Here is a 17,568-nt window from a genome sequence, read left to right as displayed (position 1 = left end):
CCGCCCGGTGCGCAGCACCTCGCGCCCCCGGGGCTCCACCGGTACCCGCAGGTGGGTCCGGGTGCCCGCGACCCCGCGCACCCGCCCCCACCTAGACTCGGGGGGTCATGACTGAGCTCCCCCCGCAGGCCCGTCCCGCCGAGACCTACGCCGAGGTGGAGGACGCGCTGCTCAGCCGCTGGCCGGAGACCCGCCTCGAGCCCTCCCTCGACCGGATCACCGCGTTCCTCGAGCTGCTGGGGGACCCCCAGCGCGGCTACCCCGCGATCCACCTCACCGGCACCAACGGCAAGACCTCGACCGCGCGCATGGTCGAGACGCTGGTCGCGGCCCTGGGACTGCGCGTGGGCCGCTTCACCAGCCCCCACCTGGAGTCGATGACCGAGCGGATCAGCCTCGACGGCCGACCGATCAGCGAGGAGGCCTTCGTCGCCGCCTTCAACGACGTCGCGCCGTACACCCACCTCGTCGACGAGGACGGCCCCCACCCGCTGTCGTTCTTCGAGACCGTCGTCGGCATGGCGTACGCCGCGTTCGCCGACGCCCCGGTGGACGCGGCCGTGGTCGAGGTCGGCATGGGCGGCACCTGGGACGCCACCAACGTCGTCGACGCCAAGGTCGCGGTGCTGACCCCGATCGCCGTCGACCACGCGCAGTACCTCGGCGACACCCCGGCGGCCGTGGCGCTGGAGAAGGTCGGCATCGTCAAGCCGGGCGCGATCGTGGTCAGCGCGGTGCAGGACGACGACGTGGCCGTGGTGGTGGCGGAGCGGTGCGCCGAGGTGGGCGCCACCCTCGCCCGCGAGGGCATCGACTTCGGTGTCGCCGCGCGCACCCCGGCGGTCGGTGGGCAGGTGCTCTCGCTGCAGGGCCTGCGGGGTCGCTACGACGACCTGTTCGTGCCGCTCTACGGCGCCCACCAGGCGCAGAACGCCGCCCTCGCCCTGGCCGCCGTGGAGGCCTTCGTCGGGGGCGAGGACCCGCTCGACGCCGAGGTGGTGCAGGCCGCCTTCGCCGAGGTGACCTCGCCCGGCCGCCTCGAGGTCGTACGCCGATCGCCCACCGTCGTGCTCGACGCGGCGCACAACCCCCACGGGGCCGCGGCGCTGGTCGCCGCCCTCGAGGACTCCTTCGTGTTCTCCCCGCTGATCGGGGTGATCGGGGTGATGGGCGACAAGGACGTCGAGGGGCTGCTCTCCGAGCTCGAGCCGGTCCTCGCCCACGTCGTGTGCACCCGCAACAGCAGCGACCGCTCGACCTCCCCGTCGGAGCTCGCCGAGGTCGCGCGCGGCATCTTCGGCCGGGACCGGGTCAGCGAGGCCGACCGGCTCTCCGACGCCATCGACCAGGCGGCCGCGCTGGCCGAGGCCGGCGGGGCGCTCGGCGAGGCGATCGGCTCGGGGGCCGTGCTGGTCACGGGCTCCGTCGTCACCGTCGGCGAGGCCCGCAGCCTGCTGGTCCGGACCCGCGAGCACACCCGCGAGAAGGAGGCCTGATGCAGCGACGGCTGTGCGCCGCGATCCTCAGCCTCGAGGCGATCGCGTTCGGGCTGAGCACCCCGGTGCTGATCGCCGTGGCCGGGGTCCCGGCCGGCACCGCCGTGGTCATCGGGGTGGGCCTGCTCGTGGCCTGCGTGCTGGTGGCCGGGCTGCTGCGGTTCCGCTGGGCCTACGCGGTCGGGTGGGCCGTGCAGGTGGCCGCGATCGCCGTCGGCATCGAGGTCCGGGCCATGGTGTTCCTCGGCCTGGTCTTCCTGGCGCTGTGGGCCACGGCGTACTTCCTGGGGGCCAAGATCGAGCGCGAGCGGGCCGAGTGGACCGCCACCGGGCGCTTCCCCGGCGCTCCGCAGCCGGGCCCCGACGGGTCCTAGTCGACCCGCAGCACCAGCTTGCCGCGGGCGTGGCCCTGCTGGCTGCGCGCGTGCGCCTGCGCGACCGAGGTCCACGGCAGCACCTCGTCGAGCACCACCCGGAACCGGCCCCGGGCCACCAGCTCGGCCACCTCCTCCAGGGCGGGGCCGGCGGGCTCGCTGCCGTCGCTGACCTGGACGCCGAGGTCGGCCGCCCCGAAGTCGACCAGCGTGAGGACGTGGCGCGGGTCGCCCACCAGCTCGACGAGCTCGGGCACCGACCCGCGCCCGGCCAGGTCGAGCGCGCCGGTGACCGGCTCGCCGGTCAGCGCCCGGACGCGGCCGGGCAGCCCGGGGCCGTAGGTGGTGGCGGCTGCACCGAGCTCCCGCAGGTGGTCGTGGTTGCGGGCGGAGGCAGTGCCGACGACCGCGATCCCGCGGGCGACCGCGAGCTGCACGACCGCGGTGCCGACGCCCCCGGCGGCGCCGTCGACCACGAGCAGGTCGCCGGGCCCCAGCTCCAGCAGGCCGAGCGCGCGGGCCGCGGTCTCCGCCGCGGCGGGCAGCGCCGCAGCCTCCGGGTCGCTGAGCCCCTCGGGCACCCGCACGAACCGCCGCAGCACGACGTGCTCGGCGGTGGCGGCGCTTCCCGAGCCGAGGACCCGGTCGCCGATCGCCACGCCCTCGACGCCCTCGCCGAGCTCGTCGACGACGCCGGCGGCCTCGCTGCCGGGGACGTGCGGGAACGCGACCGGGGCGAAGGCCGACATCGCGCCGGAGCGGACCTTCCAGTCGTAGGGGTTGACCCCGACCGCCGTGGTGCGCACCCGCACCTGCCCGGGCCCCGCGTGCGGTGCGTCCCGCTCGCCCTCGTGGAGGACCTCGGGACCGCCGTACTCGTCGAACTCCATCACGCGCATGGGCCCAGTCTGCCGCCCGGTCCGTTCCTTGCCCTAGGTTGCTCCCATGTCTCAGCGCACCCTGGTCCTGCTCAAGCCCGACGCCGTCCGCCGGGGCCTGGTGGGGGAGATCCTCTCCCGCTTCGAGGCCAAGGGCCTGAGCCTGGTGGCGCTCGAGCTGCGCCACATCGACGCGGCCCAGGCCGACGCGCACTACGCCGAGCACGTCGAGCGCGACTTCTACCCGCCGCTGCGCGACTTCGTCACCAGCGGCCCGCTGCTCGCCGCCGTGCTCGAGGGCGACGAGGCGGTCGAGGTCGTCCGGGCGCTCAACGGCGCCACCGACGGCCGCAAGGCGGCCCCGGGCACCATCCGCGGCGACCTCTCGCTGTCCAACCGCGAGAACCTCGTGCACGGCTCCGACAGCCCCGAGTCGGCCGAGCGCGAGATCGCGCTCTGGTTCCCCGCGCGCTGAGGTCCTGGACCGGCGGCGTGTCGTCGCCGTAGGCCCTTCCCGGGCTCATACCCTCGCATCACGGGAGGACGTGCGGCCTCCCGCTTCCCCGGGAACAGCGAGGCGTAGCGATGCCCAACAGTCTGATCGGCCGTGACATGGCGGTGGATCTCGGCACGGCCAACACGCTCGTCTACGTGCGTGGCCGCGGCATCCTCGTCGACGAGCCGTCGGTGGTCGCACTCCACGAGCAGACCCAGGAGATCCTGGCCGTCGGCCACGAGGCCAAGCGCATGATCGGGCGTACGCCGGACGGCATCACCGCCATCCGCCCGCTCAAGGACGGCGTCATCGCCGACCTGGACGCGACCGAGGAGATGCTCCGCTTCTTCATCCAGCAGGTGCACAAGCGTCGCTACTTCGCCAAGCCCCGGATGATCATCTGCGTGCCCAGCGGCGTGACCGCGGTCGAGCAGCGTGCGGTGAAGGAGGCCGGCTACCAGGCCGGTGGCCGCCGGGTCTACATCATCGAGGAGCCGATGGCCGCCGCCATCGGTGCCGGACTGCCGGTGCACGAGGCGACCGGCAACATGGTCGTCGACATCGGCGGCGGCACCACCGAGGTCGCCGTGATCTCGCTGGGCGGCATCGTGACGACGCTCAGCGTGCGCACCGCCGGCGACGAGATCGACCAGGCGATCGTGGCGTGGATGAAGAAGGAGCACTCCCTGATGCTGGGGGAGCGCACCGCCGAGGAGATCAAGATGACCCTCGGCTCGGCCTTCCCCCTCCCGCAGGAGCGCCAGGCCGAGGTCCGCGGGCGCGACATGGTCTCCGGGCTGCCCCGCACGGTCAACGTCTCCAGCCCCGAGATCCGGCGGGCGATCGAGGAGCAGCTGCACAGCATCGTCGACGCCGTCCGCACCACGCTGGACCAGACGCCGCCCGAGCTGGCCGGCGACATCATGGACCGCGGTATCGTGCTCACCGGGGGTGGCGCGCTGCTGCTCGGCCTGGACGAGCGGATCCGTCACGAGACCGGCATGCCGGTCCACATCGCCAGCGACCCGCTGACCTCGGTCGCCCTCGGCGCGGGCAAGTGCGTCGAGGAGTTCGAGGCGCTCCAGCAGGTGCTCGTCACGGATCGCAGGCGGTAGCGGGTGGCTCGGCAACGACTGCGCGGCGGGCGCCGCACCACCGCCCGTCCCTCCCTCTCCGACGGCGAGCGCGGCACCGGCTTCGGCCGCCGCGGCCGCTCGGGCTCCTCGCGCGTGGTGGCCGGCCTCATGGTCGCCGCCTCGGTCGCGGTGATCACCGTCGATGCGGCCGGCGGCGAGGAGTCGCCCGTCGACCCCGTCCGGCACGCCGTGGGCACCGTGGTGGGCCCGGTCGAGACCGGCAGCGCCACCGCCGCCCGCCCGCTGCGCGAGGCACTGGCCTACTTCAGCTCCAACCGGTCGCTGCGCGAGGAGGTCGCGACGCTGTCGGCGCAGAACTCCCAGCTCCGCTCCGAGGCCGAGCAGGTGCCGCTGGACCGCAACCGGCTCGCCGAGCTCGACGGCCTCACCCGCACCGCCAACCGCACCGGGCAGGCGCTGGTCGCGGCCCGGGTGGTGGGCATGGGCCCGATGCAGTCCTTCTCCCGCACCGTCACCATCGACGCCGGCACCTCCTCGGGCGTCACGCGCGACATGACGGTGCTCAACAACGACGGCCTGGTGGGCCGGGTCATCAGCGCGACCTCCAGCACCGCGACCGTGCTGCTGGTGGTCGACACCGAGTCGGTGGTGGGCGGACGGCTCGGCTCCAACCTCGAGATCGGCTTCCTGCGCGGCCGGGGCGTGACCGCCGACCGCGGTCGCCTCGACCTCGACCTCGTCGACAACGCCGCCAGCCCCGCCACGGGCGACGTGGTGGTGACCTGGGGCAGCCAGAACGGTCGGCCCTACGTCGCCGGCATCCCGATCGGCACCGTCGAGTCGGTGTACTCCACGCCGCGCGAGCTGGCCAAGCGGGCCGTGATCGACCCCTACGTCGACTTCACCTCCCTCGACGTCGTCGGCGTCGTGGTGGACGAGGACACCGACGGTGACCGCATCGTCGTCAACGGACGGGCGGGTCAGTGATGTCGGTCCTCTACCGCACCCTCGTGCTCGCGGCGGTGGTCGTCCTCGCCGTCGTGGCGCAGGTCGCCGTGCTGCCGGTGGTGGCCGTCAACGGCGTGGTGCCCAACCTGGCGCTGCTGGTGGTCGTGGCCGCCGCGCTCGTGCGCGGCCCCGAGGTCGGTGTCGCCGTGGGCTTCACCGCCGGGATGCTGCTCGACCTCGCCCCGCCCGCCGAGCACGTCGCCGGCCGCTGGGCCCTGGCGTTCGTGCTGGCCGCCATCCTCGCCGGCCGCGTGCGCGGCGACGCGCGCGAGAGCCCGCTCGCCGCGCTCGCCACCGTGGGCGCCTGCTCCTTCGTCGCGACCTCGGTCTTCGCGCTGTCCGGCCAGGTGCTCGGCGACCACGCCGTCCCGGTCGGCCAGATGATCGGCGTGGTGTTCCTCGCCCTGCTGTGGGACGTGGTCGTCGCCCCCCTCGTCCTCCCCGTGCTGATGCGGCTGCTCGAGCGCAGCCCCGCGCGCGAGCTCGCCGTCTAGAAGGGCCTCATGGCTGCCGTCCTGATCCGCCCCAACGCCTCGGAGAAGAGCAGGCTGCGCCTGTTCGTCGTCCAGGCGCTGGTGGTCTCGCTGTTCCTCACCCTGTTCGTCCGGCTCTGGTACATGCAGGTCGCCACCGGCGAGGGCTACCAGGCCGCCGCGGCGGAGCAGTCCGTGCGCGACGTGGTGGTGCAGCCGGCCCGCGGCCTGATCGTCGACGACGTCGGCCGTCCGCTCGTGGCCAACCGCAGCAGCTGGGTCGTCAGCGTCGACCGCACCCTGCTGGGCAAGCTGCCCGAGGACATCCGCGAGCGGACCCTCGACCGGCTCGCCGGCGTGGTCAAGGTCGAGCGCGCGACGATCGATGCCCGGATGGTGGTCTGCGGCCAGAGCGGCGCCGAGGCCGGCAGCTGCTGGAACGGCTCGCCCTACCAGCCGGTCCCGGTCGCACGCGACGTGCCGCAGCAGGTCGCGGTCAAGCTGCTCGAGCGCACCGAGGAGTTCCCCGCGGTGCTCGCCCAGCAGGAGAGCGTGCGGGCCTACCCGAATCCCTTCGGCGTCAACGGCGCCCACGTCCTGGGCTACCTCAGCCCGATCACCGGCGGCGAGCTCGAGGAGGCCGAGAAGGAGAGCGACACCTCGGTCAACGGCGCCTCGGTGGTCGGCCGGGCCGGCGTGGAGAAGGCCTACGACCGCTACCTGCGCGGCACCCCCGGCTACAAGAAGGTGGCCGTGGACTCCATGGGCCGCGTCCTCGGCGACTCCGGCGAGGTCGAGTCGACCCCGGGCGCCACCCTGGTCACCTCCATCGACGCCGAGGTCCAGGGCTACGTCGAGAAGCAGCTCGCCCAGACCATCCAGACCGCGCGGGGGACCACCGACACCGTCACCGGCCGTCGCTACGCCGCCGACAGCGGGGCGGCCGTGGTGCTCGACGCGAAGACCGGCCGGGTCGTGGCGATGGCCAGCCAGCCGACGTACGACCCCGAGGTGTGGTCGGGCGGCATCACCAGCAAGCAGCTGGAACGGCTCTACTCCGAGGAGGCCGGCACCCCGCTGCTCTCGCGCGCCACGCAGGGGCAGTTCGCACCGGGCTCGACGTGGAAGCCGATGATGACCGCCGCCGCGCTCTCGAACGGCTACAGCCCCGAGACCGTGCTCGCCTGCGGGTCCGGCTTCCAGGTCGGCAACCGCACCTTCAAGAACTACGAGTCCGGCGCCTACGGCAACATCACCTTCGCCAAGGCGCTCGAGGTCTCCTGCAACACGTTCTTCTACAAGATCGGCTTTGACTACTGGCAGGAGCTGGGCAGCGACGAGACCGACGTCGAGGCCAAGGACCCGCTGGTCTCGATGGCCAAGACCTTCGGCTTCGGCAAGCCCACCGGCATCGACCTCCCGGGCGAGGCCTCGGGCCGGATCGCCGACCGCAAGTGGAAGCTCGCCTACTGGGAGTCGATGAAGGACTACTACTGCAAGATCGGCAAGCAGGAGGGCAGCGACTTCCAGCACCGCTTCGCCCGTGAGTTCTGCGTCGAGGGCAGCCACTACCGCGCCGGCGACGCCGTCAACTTCGCGATCGGTCAGGGCGACACGGTGGTCACCCCGCTGCAGCTCGCCCGGGCGTACGCCGCGCTGTCCAACGGCGGCACGCTCTACGAGCCGCGGGTCGCCAAGGCGATCGTCAGCCCCGACGGCGACCTCATCAAGGAGCTGCCGCCGGTCGTGGACAAGAAGCTGCCGGTCAAGCAGGCGGTGCTCGACTACATCGACGGCGCGCTGAAGAACGTCGCCTCGGTGGGCACCATGGCCTGGCGCCTCGAGGGGTTCCCGCTGGACGAGGTGACGATCCGCGCCAAGACCGGCTCGGCCGAGGTCTACGGCAAGCAGAGCACCTCCTGGGTCGCCTCCTACACCGAGGACTACGTCGTGGTGATGATGGTCAGCCAGGGCGGCACCGGCTCGGGCACGTCCGGCCCGGCGATCCGCAAGATCTGGGAGAAGCTCTACGGCGTCAAGGGCACCGACGTCCGGCCGGGCCAGGCCGCCATCGCCGGCACCACGCCGCCCGCCGAGCTGCCCACCTTCGCCGACGACGGCTCGATCCTGCCGCCCGCCACCTCGCGCCCGAAGGGGGACTGACGCCGTGACCGTCCTGCCGCTCGCCCGGTTCTCCGTGGCCCGCAGCCGCGTCGTGGTCCCGCCGCTGGACTGGGTGCTCGTGGGCTGCGCCGGGCTGATCATGACCATCGGCACGCTGCTGGTGTGGTCGGCGACCGCCACCAACGACGTGCTCACCGGCGGCGACTCCACGGCGTACCTCCACAAGCACCTCGTCAACGTCGTCATCGGCCTCGTGCTCGGCGCGGTGGTGATGGCCACCGACCACCGGTGGGTCCGCATCGTCACCCCCCTGGTGTACGCCGGGTCGGTGGTCGGGCTGCTGCTCGTGCTCGTCATGGGCAGCACCATCAACGGCTCGCGGTCCTGGCTGATGATCGGCGGCCTGTCCATCCAGCCGGCCGAGTTCGCCAAGCTGGCCGTGGTGATCGGGATGGCGATGATCGTCGCCGAGCGCACCGAGAACTCCCGCCGCCGCAAGGTCGGGCTGGTCGACGTCGCGCTGATGGGCGCGGTCGCCGGCCTCCCCGCGATCCTGATCATGGCCCAGCCCGACCTCGGCACCATGCTGGTGCTCACCGCCACCGTCTTCGGGGTCCTCGCCGTGGCGGGGGTGCCGCGCCGCTGGCTGGTCGGGCTCCTCGCCGGCGGGCTCACCCTGGCGATGCTCGTGGTGGCCGCCGGGGTGCTCAAGGCCTACCAGGTCAACCGCTTCCTGGCCTTCACCAACCCCGACCTCGACCCCCGGGGCGCCGGCTACAACACCACCCAGGCCCGGATCGCGATCGGCAACGGCGGGCTCTTCGGCCAGGGGCTCTTCGACGGCTCGCAGACGCGCTCGCGGTTCGTGCCCGAGCAGCACACCGACTTCATCTTCACCGTCGCCGGCGAGGAGCTGGGCCTGGTCGGCGCCGGCCTGGTCATCGTGCTGTTCGCGGTGCTGCTGTGGCGCGCGCTGCTCATCGCCCGGCACGCCGAGGACATGTTCGGCCGGGTCGCCGCGGCGGGCATCGCCTGCTGGTTCGCCTTCCAGGCCTTCCAGAACATCGGGATGTGCCTGGGGATCATGCCGGTCACCGGCGTGCCGCTGCCGCTGGTCTCCTACGGCGGGTCGTCGATGTTCGCCTCGATGATGGCGATCGGGCTGCTGGTCAACATCGGCATGCGCGGCACCGGCGCGGGTCGCCCGGGCTTCGGCGTCAGGCCGCTGGGACGGTGAAGGCGAAGGTGCTGCCCCCGTCGGGGTTGCGCCGCGCCGTCATCTGACCCCCGTGCATCGCCACGATGCGCCGGGTCAGCGCCAGCCCCAGGCCGGTGCCCTGCGAGCGTCCCTCGGCGGGGCCACGGTGGAACTCCTCGAAGATCTGCTCCTCCTGGCCCTCGGGCACGCCGATGCCCCGGTCGACGACCTCCACCCGCACCCAGCCCGGCTCACGGTCGTCGTCCGAGCGCAGCGTCACCGCCGGGACCTCGCCGGCCGCGGTGTACTTCACGGCGTTGTCGACGAGGTTGTCCAGCAGCTGGCGCAGCAGGCCCGGGTCGGCCCGCACCCGGTGCGGCAGGTCGAGCTCGAAGCGGGGCTCGTCGTGGTCGAGGCCCGCGGAGCGGCGTGACTCCACCAGGCCGGCCACGAGCTCCTCGAGCGCGACCACCTCGGGGTGCAGCCGGCCCTCCTGCACCACGGCGTAGTTGAGCCAGTCCTCGATCACCTGCCGCATCCGCTGGCTGGCGTCGCGTGCCCGGGCCAGCGCCGCCTCGCCCTCCGCCGGGTCGTCCTCGACCACCTCGAGCCAGCCGTCGAGCACGGTCAGCGGGCCGCGCAGGTCGTGGGCGACCATGCTGGCGAAGCTGCTGAGCTCCCGGACCCGGGCCCGCTGCGCGGTCACGTCGTGCAGGAGCAGCAGCCGCGAGGCCTCGCTGCCGTGCCGCACGGACTGGGCCGAGACCTCGAGCACCCGGGCGCCGGCGCCCCGGCCGACCCGCACCTCCAACCGGTCGCCGTCGGCCCCCTCGTAGAGCACCCGGCGCAGCACGTCGTCGGTCAGCGGCTGCCCGTCGAGGGTCTGCAGGCCGAAGGCGTCGCTCCAGGAAAGGGCCTGGTCCAGCGGCACCGCTCGGCCCAGCAGCTGCCGGGTCGCGCTGTTGTGGCGACGTACGCCCTCCTGGCCGACGACGAGCACGCCCTCGTCCATCGCATCGAGCACCGCCTCGAGCAGCCCGCGCTGCGCCTCGGACTCGCGGCCGCGGGCGTCGAGCTGCTCGATCAGCCGGGCCCGCTGGTCGCGCATCAGCGCCAGCAGCAGCGCGAAGGCACTGCTCGCCACGACGAGCAGGTCGACGATCGAGGCGGCGGGCAGCAAGCCGGCGTAGCCGAACTGGTTCTGGGGCAGGTAGGTCATCCCGGCGGCCACCAGGGCGACGTACAGGGTCAGCCAGGCGGTCCCGCGCACGGTCAGCGTCATGCCGCCCCACACGCTCGGCACGATGAGCAGCCACGACAGCGGCAGCGAGGGGTCGTGGTAGGTCCCGAGCACGCACAGGGCGGCGACCGCGGCCAGCCCGACGCGGTGGTACCACGCGCTGGGCGGCAGCGCCTCGGGCTCGTCGCGGTGCAGCAGCACCGAGAGGATGAGCCCGCCGACGAAGCTGAAGACCGCGTTGCGCAGCACCCACCACAGCAGCACCTTGCTCGGCAGGTCGGTCAGCGCCAGACCGGGGTAGCCCCCGAGCAGGCCGACCAGCAGCGAGGAGGCCACCGCCGCGGCCAGCAGGGTCCCGACGTCGGCGGCGTGGCGCGGGGCCCAGCCGGGCGCTCCGCGCCCCCGTTGGTACGCCGCCGCCATGGCGAGCGGCTGCAGCACCGCGACGACGCCGAACCACACGGCGTACGCCGGGGGCTGGCCGACCAGCAGCGCGGTGGCCGTGACGACGGCCACCATCGCCGCGAGCACGGCGGCCAGGCGGGGCCGGGGGAGGTCCCAGGCCAGGGTGAGCAGCACGAAGCCGACGCCGCCCAGGGGCCAGACCTCGGCGATCCGCGGGTCGACGGTGAAGCTGTCGAGCCCCATCCAGGGCGCCACCACGTAGCAGACCACCACGAAGGAGAGGCGTCCCACCTGACGTTGCACGTGCGCCACCCCCGGGGGCGGAGTCTAGGCCGGTGTCGTGCCCGCCGTCCCGCCAACGGGGGACGCCGGAGGTTCGCGCCCGCTCCCTAGTATTGGCCCCCACGCCCTGACCTCACCGTCCCACGCCCCACCCCGACCGGAAGGCCGCCGTGCTGCTCGCGATCGTCGCTGCCCACTTCGTGGCCGCCGCGACCGCTCCGGTGCTGGTGCGCCGGCTCGGGCCCCGTGCGTTCCTGGCGCTGGCGGTGGTGCCGCTGGTGGCCACGGTGTGGGCGCTGACCCGCACCGGGCAGGTCCTCGACGGGCGCCCGGTCACCCAGGTGGTGCGGTGGGCGCCCGGTCTCGACCTCGAGCTGGCGTTCTCGCTGGGCTCGCTGCAGTGGCTGATGGTGCTCGTCGTCGCGGGCATCGGGGTGCTGGTGATGGCCTACTCGGCCTCCTACTTCTCCGACGGCACCCCGGGCCTGGTGGGGTTCACCACCAGCTTCACCGCCTTCGTCGGCGCGATGCTGGGGCTGGTGCTCTCCGACGACCTCATCGTCCTGGTCGTGTTCTGGGAGCTGACCACCATCTTCTCGTTCCTGCTGATCGGCTTCGAGCCGACCAAGCGGGCCTCGCGGCTGGCCGCGATGGAGGCGCTCCTGGTCACCACGCTCGGCGGCCTGGTGATGCTGGTCGGCGTCCTGGTGCTGGGCCACGAGGCCGGCACGATGCGGATCTCCACGATCCTGGCCGACCCGCCGACCGGCACGGCCACGACCGTGGCGGTCCTGCTGCTGCTCGTCGGCGCGCTGAGCAAGTCCGCCCAGGTGCCGTTCCACTTCTGGCTGCCCGGCGCGATGGCAGCGCCCACCCCGGTCAGCGCCTACCTCCACGCCGCGTCGATGGTCAAGGCCGGCCTCTACCTCGTGGCCCTGCTCGCCCCGGCCTTCGCCGGCGTCCCCGGCTGGCACCTCACGCTGCTGACGCTGGGCACGACCACGATGCTGCTGGGGGGCTGGCGGGCGCTGCGCCAGCTCGACCTCAAGCTGCTGCTCGCCTACGGCACCGTCAGCCAGCTGGGCTTCCTGCTCGTGGTGCTCTCGATCGGCAGCCGCACCGCCGCGCTCGCCGGCCTCGGCGTGCTGCTCGCCCACGCCCTGTTCAAGGCCACGCTCTTCCTCACCGTCGGGGCGGTCGACACCCTGACCGGCACCCGCGACCTGCACCGGCTCTCGGGCCTGGGTCGTCGCCTGCCCGTGCTCGCGGTCGCGGCCGGCCTCGCCGCCGCCTCGATGGCCGGCGTGCCCCCGCTGCTCGGGTTCGTGGGCAAGGAGACGCTCTGGGCCGCGTTGCTCGAGCTCGCCGACGGCGAGACCCCGGGCGTCCCCGCCTGGGCCGGCACCCTGGTGCTGGTCGGCCTCGTGCTGGGCTCCGCCCTGACCGCGGGGTACGCCGCCCGGTTCTGGTGGGGCGCCTTCGCCCGCAAGCGCGACGTCGAGGACAGCGCGCCGCTGCCGCTCTCGCCCGCCTTCGGCGCCGCCCCGGTGGTCCTCGCCGGCCTCAGCCTGGCGCTGGGACTGGCCGGCGCGGCGCTCACGGCCGTGCTCGCGCCGTACGCCGACCAGCTGCCGGCCCGCGGCCACGACGAGTACCTCGCGCTGTGGCACGGCCTCGAGCTGCCGCTCCTGCTGAGCGCGGTCTCGATCGGTGTGGGCTACCTCGTGTTCCGGTGGCGCGACCCGCTGTGCCGGCTCCAGGCCCGGTTCGCCGCCCCGCTCCAGGCCGAGCAGGTCTACCGGTGGGGGATGCGGCTGCTCGACCGGGTCGCGGTCGAGGTCACCGGCTCCTTCCAGCGCGGCTCGGTCTCGATCTACCTCGGCGTCATCCTCACCGTGGTGCTGGCCGCGCCCGGCGGCGTCCTCGTCCACGGCCTGGTCACCGGGGGACTGCCCGCGCCGCAGTGGGTGCTGTGGGACCGCGCCGGCCAGCCGCTGGTCACGCTGGTGATGGTGGCCGCGGCGGTCATGACGGTCCGGTCGCGCCGCCGGCTGCGCGCCGTCGTGCTGGCCGGCGTCACCGGCTACGGCTGCGCCGTGCTGTTCCTGCTGCACGGTGCCCCCGACATCGCGTTGACCCAGGTGCTGGTGGAGACGGTCAGCCTCACCGTCTTCGTGCTGGTGCTGCGGCGCCTCCCCGACTACTTCACCGACCGGCCGCTGCGGGTGACGCGCTTCTACCGGATGGCGCTGGCCACCGGCGTCGGCGTCGCGGTGGCCGGGTTCGTGCTGGTCGCGGCGGCCGCCCGCAGCACCACCCCGATCTCGGACTCGTTCCCGCTGATGGCCTACGTCGAGGGCTACGGCCGCAACGTCGTCAACGTGACCCTGGTCGACATCCGGGCCTGGGACACCTTCGGCGAGATCTCCGTGCTGGTGGCGGCGGCCACCGGGGTGGCCAGCCTGATCTTCCTGGACTCCCGCTCGACCGGCATCCGCCGCGTCCACGAGATCCCCTATCCCCAGGGCGTGCAGAAGCAGCCCACGCGTCCCGGACGGCGGGTCTGGCTTCCGGGACCGCGGACGCTGAGCCCGGAGCGGCGCTCGATCGTCTTCGAGGTCGTGACGCGCCTGGTCTTCCACACCATCGTGGTGTTCTCGATCTACCTGCTCGTCGCTGGTCACAACCTGCCCGGCGGCGGCTTCGCCGCGGGCATGGTCACGGGCCTGGCGCTGATGGTGCGCTACCTCGCGGGCGGTCGCTACGAGCTCAACGAGGCCGCGCCGATCGACGCCGGCGTGCTGATCGGGTCCGGGCTCTTCGTCGCGGCGCTCTCGGGCATCGGGCCGATGCTCGTCGGCGGCGCGGTGCTGCAGACCGCCGACGTCTACGTCACGCTGCCGCTGCTCGGCGAGGTCCACCTGGTGTCCTCGGTGGGCTTCGACATCGGTGTCTACCTCGTCGTTGTCGGGCTGGTGCTCGACCTGCTGCGCACCTTCGGCTCCCAGCTCGACCGCGAGATCCTGCGCAGCGAGCGCCAGGACGCGGCTGCTGCGCCGGAAGCGTCGGGGGTGCACTGATGGAGGTCAACCTGACCCTGCTGGTGGGCTGCGCGGTGATGAGCGGCTGCGGCGTCTACCTGCTGCTCGAGCGCAGCCTGACCCGCGTGCTCGTCGGCCTGGTCGTGCTCAGCAACGGCGTCAACCTCGCCTTCCTCGCAGCCAGCGGCCCGGCGGGGGACTCGCCCTTCTGGGGCTCGGCCGAGCCCGAGGACATGTCCGACCCGCTCCCGCAGGCGCTGGTGCTGACCGCGATCGTGATCACGCTGGGCACCATCGCCTTCCTGCTGGCCCTGGCGCACCGCAGCTGGCAGCTGCACGGCCACGACGACGTCCAGGACGACGTGGAGGACGCCGCGATCCGCAAGCTGGCCCTCGACGACGCGACCTCGGACTCGTTCGGGCTCAGCACCGAGGGCCAGGAGCAGGACGACCCCGTGGAGGACCGCCAGTGACGAGTCTCGTGCCGCTGCCGGTGATCCTGCCCCTGCTGGGCACGGGCGCCACCTTGATGCTGTTCCGCTTCCCGCGGGCGCAGCGGATCGTCAGCGCGCTGGTGCTGACGGCCGTGGTGGTCGTGGCCGCCGTGCTGCTGGTCTCGGTCGACCGGGACGGCACCCAGGTGGTCTGGCTGGGTGGCTGGGAGGGCCTGGGCATCGCGCTGGTGGCCGACCGGCTCGCGGTGCTGATGCTGCTGGTCTCGGCCGTCGTCACCCTCGCGGTGCTGCTCTACTCCATCGGGCAGGGCATCACCGGCGACGAGCGGGAGACCCCGGTCTCGATCTACCACCCGACGTTCCTCACCCTGGTGGCCGGCGTCTCCAACGCCTTCCTCGCGGGCGACCTGTTCAACCTGTTCGTCAGCTTCGAGATGCTGCTCTTCTCCAGCTACGTGCTGCTCACCCTCGGCGGCACGGCCGCCCGGGTGCGCGCGGGCACCATCTACGTCGTCGTCAACGTGGTCTCCTCGATGCTCTTCCTCATCGCCCTGGCCACGACGTACGCCGCGGTGGGCACCCTCAACCTCGCGCAGGTCGCCGAGCGCCTGGACGGGCTGCCGCCGTCGGTGGCGCTGATGATCCAGCTGCTGCTGCTCGTCACCTTCGCCATCAAGGCGGCCGTCTTCCCGCTCTCGCTGTGGCTTCCCGACAGCTATCCCACGGCGCCCGCGCCGGTGACCGCGGTCTTCGCCGGCCTGCTCACCAAGGTCGGGGTCTACGCGATCATCCGCACCCAGACGCTGCTCTTCCCCGACAGCCCGCTCTCGACGCTGCTCATGGTGGCGGCGCTGCTCACGATGGTGATCGGCATCCTCGGGGCGATCGCGCAGTCCGACATCAAGCGGATGCTGTCCTTCACGCTGGTCAGCCACATCGGCTACATGATCTTCGGGGTGGGCCTGGCCACCGAGGCCGGCACCGGCGGGGCGGTGTTCTACGTCGCCCACCACATCACCATCCAGACCGCGCTGTTCCTGGTCGTCGGGCTGATCGAGCGCCGGGCGGGCAGCACCGCCCTGCTCCGGCTCGGCGGCCTGGCCCGGCTCAGCCCGTTGCTCGGCGTGCTGTTCTTCGTGCCGGCGATGAACCTCGCCGGCATCCCGCCGATGTCGGGCTTCCTCGGCAAGGTCGACCTGTTCCAGGCCGGCGTGGCCCAGGGGTCGCCGCTCGCCCTGGTGCTGGTGGCCGGCGGCACGCTGACCAGCCTGCTCACGCTCTACGCCGTGGCGAAGACCTGGGCGCTGGCGTTCTGGCGCTCCCCGCAGCAGGCGCACGACATGGCACGGCTGCTCGTCGGCCACGGCGAGGAGGACCGGCGCGAGCAGGACGAGCAGGCGGTCCCGGCGATGGTCGAGCACCGTGGCCACGTGCACGTCGGCAGCGTCGCCTTCGGTGCCGCCGACCTCGACGAGGCCCGCCAGGTCGCCGACGCCGATGCGCCCGACCGCGACCTGCACCAGCTGATCGAGGCCGGTGCGCTGCCGGACCGGCTGCCGCTGCTGATGGTGCTGCCCACCGCCGGCCTGGTGCTCGCCAGCCTGGCCATCACCGTGGTCGCGGGGCCGTTGGTGGGCTACACCGACCGCGCCGCGGCCGACCTCACTGACCGCGACTCCTACGTCGGCGCCGTGATGGACGGGGTGCCGCGATGAGCCCCGAGGTCCGCACCACCCGCCGGGGGAGCACCCGCCCGGCGCGCTACCGCGCCGTGCAGTGGCCGATGGTGCTGTGGCTGACCCTGGTGTGGTGGGTGCTGTGGGGCAGCTACTCCGCGCTCTCGCTGGTCGGGGGCGTGCTGGTGGCGGTCGCCGCGTGCTGGGTCTTCCCGCTGCCGCCGCTGCGGATGCGGGTGCGGCTGCACCCGGTCGGCCTGCTCGTGCTGGTGGGCCGGTTCGCCGTCGACGTGGTCGTCGCGAGCCTCCAGGTCGCCCGCACCACGCTGGCTCCGCCCGACCCGCTGCGCAGCTCCCTGGTCGAGGTGCGGCTGCGCACCGAGTCCGACCTGGTGCTCACGGCCGTCGCCGAGCTGGTCTCGCTGGTGCCGGGCACGGTCGTGGTCGAGGCGCACCGCGGCAGCCACACGCTGTTCCTGCACGCCATCGACACCGACGCCGCCGGGGTCGAGGCGGTGCGCAGCATGGTGTGGGACCAGGAGGCGCGCGTGCTGGCCGCGATCGGCCGCGAGGGCGTCCCCCCGGAGCCGGCCCGATGAGCGTCGTGCTGGTCGCCGCCGCGGTCGTGCTCGCGGTCTCGGGGATGCTGACCCTGGCCCGGATGACGATGGGTCCGACGATGCTCGACCGGGCGATCTCCTTCGACGTGCTGCTCTCGATCATCATCTGCGTGATCGCCGTGGACGCCGCGCTGCGGCGTACGGCCGAGAACGTGCCCGCCATGCTGGTCGCCACCCTGCTGGGCTTCGTCGGCTCGGTCAGCGTGGCCCGGTTCAGCCCCGGGAGCGACGACGTCGAGGCCGAGGCCGCCGACGACGAGGAGGGCGACGGATGAGCCAGGTGCTCGACGTGAGCGGAGCGGTGCTGGTGCTGCTCGGCTGCCTGCTGAGCCTGGTGGCCGGCATCGGGCTGGTGCGCCTGCCCGACCTGCTGACCCGGATGCACGCCGCGACCAAGCCGCAGGTGCTCGGCCTGGTGCTGGTCACCGGCGGCCTGGCGCTGGTGCTGCGCGATGGCTCGACCACGATGCTGCTCGGGCTGGTCGTGGTGGCGCAGCTGCTGACCATCCCCGTGGCCAGCCACATGGTGGCCCGGGCCTCCTGGCGCGGCGGCCAGGTGCGCCACGACCTGCTCGACGTCGACGAGCTCACCGGCTCCGCGACGCTGCAGGAGGACCGCGGAGCGCCCTGATCGACCGGGGAGCCTCGGAGCAGCCCCCGGGGCCGCGTACCCTGGACCGTCGTCCCCCCGACCTCGGAAGGTCC

At 73.3% G+C, this 17,568-nt stretch carries 16 protein-coding genes; 14 read left to right on the top strand and 2 right to left on the bottom strand.

The window, feature by feature from the left end:
* Positions 1-107: 107 nt before the first annotated feature.
* Both EDD33_RS12535 and EDD33_RS12530 read left to right on the top strand, forming a co-directional pair.
* Positions 108-1,496: a bifunctional folylpolyglutamate synthase/dihydrofolate synthase gene (locus EDD33_RS12535; protein ID WP_123391258.1), complete on the top strand. Its 1,389-nt coding sequence runs from the start codon at positions 108-110 to the stop codon at positions 1,494-1,496.
* A complete protein-coding gene (locus EDD33_RS12530; RefSeq protein WP_123391257.1) occupies positions 1,496-1,870 on the top strand; it encodes a DUF4233 domain-containing protein in 375 nt (124 codons plus the stop codon). The genes EDD33_RS12535 and EDD33_RS12530 overlap by 1 nt, the downstream gene beginning before the upstream one ends.
* On the opposite strand, the gene EDD33_RS12525 is transcribed toward EDD33_RS12530, so the two are convergent.
* Positions 1,867-2,769 (bottom strand): NADP-dependent oxidoreductase, encoded by a 903-nt coding sequence (locus tag EDD33_RS12525; protein ID WP_123391256.1) that lies wholly within the window; start codon positions 2,767-2,769, stop codon positions 1,867-1,869. The genes EDD33_RS12530 and EDD33_RS12525 overlap by 4 nt on opposite strands.
* A gap of 46 nt (positions 2,770-2,815) precedes the next feature.
* On the opposite strand from EDD33_RS12525, the gene ndk reads away from it, so the two are divergent.
* The 6 genes from ndk to rodA all read left to right on the top strand — a co-directional run bounded on the left by ndk (position 2,816) and on the right by rodA (position 9,183).
* Complete coding sequence (ndk, locus tag EDD33_RS12520; protein WP_123391255.1) at positions 2,816-3,223, top strand: nucleoside-diphosphate kinase; 408 nt, start codon at positions 2,816-2,818, stop codon at positions 3,221-3,223.
* Positions 3,224-3,333: 110 nt separating this feature from the next.
* Positions 3,334-4,359: a rod shape-determining protein gene (locus EDD33_RS12515; RefSeq protein WP_056544316.1), complete on the top strand. Its 1,026-nt coding sequence runs from the start codon at positions 3,334-3,336 to the stop codon at positions 4,357-4,359.
* A 3-nt stretch (positions 4,360-4,362) separates the two neighbouring features.
* On the top strand, positions 4,363-5,328 hold the full coding sequence (gene mreC, locus EDD33_RS12510) for a rod shape-determining protein MreC (RefSeq protein ID WP_246003501.1): 966 nt from the start codon (positions 4,363-4,365) through the stop codon (positions 5,326-5,328).
* Positions 5,328-5,843 carry a rod shape-determining protein MreD gene (gene mreD, locus EDD33_RS12505; RefSeq protein WP_123391254.1) on the top strand — a complete coding sequence of 172 codons (516 nt, stop codon included), beginning with the start codon at positions 5,328-5,330 and terminating at the stop codon, positions 5,841-5,843. Before mreC ends, mreD begins: the two co-directional genes overlap by 1 nt.
* A gap of 9 nt (positions 5,844-5,852) precedes the next feature.
* The gene (mrdA, locus tag EDD33_RS12500) at positions 5,853-7,985 is read left to right on the top strand and encodes a penicillin-binding protein 2 (protein WP_123391253.1); all 2,133 of its coding nucleotides are present in this window, start codon (positions 5,853-5,855) and stop codon (positions 7,983-7,985) included.
* Positions 7,986-7,989: 4 nt separating this feature from the next.
* Positions 7,990-9,183, top strand: a complete 1,194-nt coding sequence (gene rodA / locus EDD33_RS12495; RefSeq protein ID WP_246003500.1) for a rod shape-determining protein RodA — start codon at positions 7,990-7,992, stop codon at positions 9,181-9,183.
* On the opposite strand, the gene EDD33_RS12490 is transcribed toward rodA, so the two are convergent.
* Entirely contained in the window at positions 9,164-11,101 is a 1,938-nt protein-coding gene (locus tag EDD33_RS12490; RefSeq protein WP_211332537.1) for an ATP-binding protein, read from the bottom strand. The two genes, rodA and EDD33_RS12490, sit on opposite strands and share 20 nt — an antisense overlap.
* 140 nt (positions 11,102-11,241) lie before the next feature.
* Here EDD33_RS12490 and EDD33_RS12485 point away from each other — a divergent pair, with 140 nt between their 5' ends.
* The 6 genes from EDD33_RS12485 to mnhG are packed head-to-tail and all read left to right on the top strand — an operon-like array spanning position 11,242 to position 17,494.
* Positions 11,242-14,151, top strand: a complete 2,910-nt coding sequence (locus EDD33_RS12485; protein ID WP_211332536.1) for a Na+/H+ antiporter subunit A — start codon at positions 11,242-11,244, stop codon at positions 14,149-14,151.
* Entirely contained in the window at positions 14,151-14,585 is a 435-nt protein-coding gene (locus EDD33_RS12480; RefSeq protein ID WP_123391251.1) for a Na(+)/H(+) antiporter subunit C, read from the top strand. Before EDD33_RS12485 ends, EDD33_RS12480 begins: the two co-directional genes overlap by 1 nt.
* The gene (locus tag EDD33_RS12475) at positions 14,582-16,282 is read left to right on the top strand and encodes a Na+/H+ antiporter subunit D (protein WP_123391250.1); all 1,701 of its coding nucleotides are present in this window, start codon (positions 14,582-14,584) and stop codon (positions 16,280-16,282) included. Before EDD33_RS12480 ends, EDD33_RS12475 begins: the two co-directional genes overlap by 4 nt.
* A complete protein-coding gene (locus tag EDD33_RS12470) occupies positions 16,279-16,842 on the top strand; it encodes a Na+/H+ antiporter subunit E (protein ID WP_123391249.1) in 564 nt (187 codons plus the stop codon). The genes EDD33_RS12475 and EDD33_RS12470 overlap by 4 nt, the downstream gene beginning before the upstream one ends.
* Positions 16,839-17,138: an MrpF/PhaF family protein gene (locus tag EDD33_RS12465; RefSeq protein WP_123391248.1), complete on the top strand. Its 300-nt coding sequence runs from the start codon at positions 16,839-16,841 to the stop codon at positions 17,136-17,138. The genes EDD33_RS12470 and EDD33_RS12465 overlap by 4 nt, the downstream gene beginning before the upstream one ends.
* The gene (mnhG, locus tag EDD33_RS12460) at positions 17,135-17,494 is read left to right on the top strand and encodes a monovalent cation/H(+) antiporter subunit G (protein ID WP_123391247.1); all 360 of its coding nucleotides are present in this window, start codon (positions 17,135-17,137) and stop codon (positions 17,492-17,494) included. The genes EDD33_RS12465 and mnhG overlap by 4 nt, the downstream gene beginning before the upstream one ends.
* Positions 17,495-17,568 lie beyond the last annotated feature (74 nt).

It is taken from the genome of Nocardioides aurantiacus (assembly GCF_003752505.1).
Lineage (GTDB): Bacteria > Actinomycetota > Actinomycetes > Propionibacteriales > Nocardioidaceae > Marmoricola > Marmoricola aurantiacus.
The sequence above is the reverse complement of the archived record's forward strand: the minus strand, read 5'-3'. Positions and strand labels throughout refer to the sequence as shown.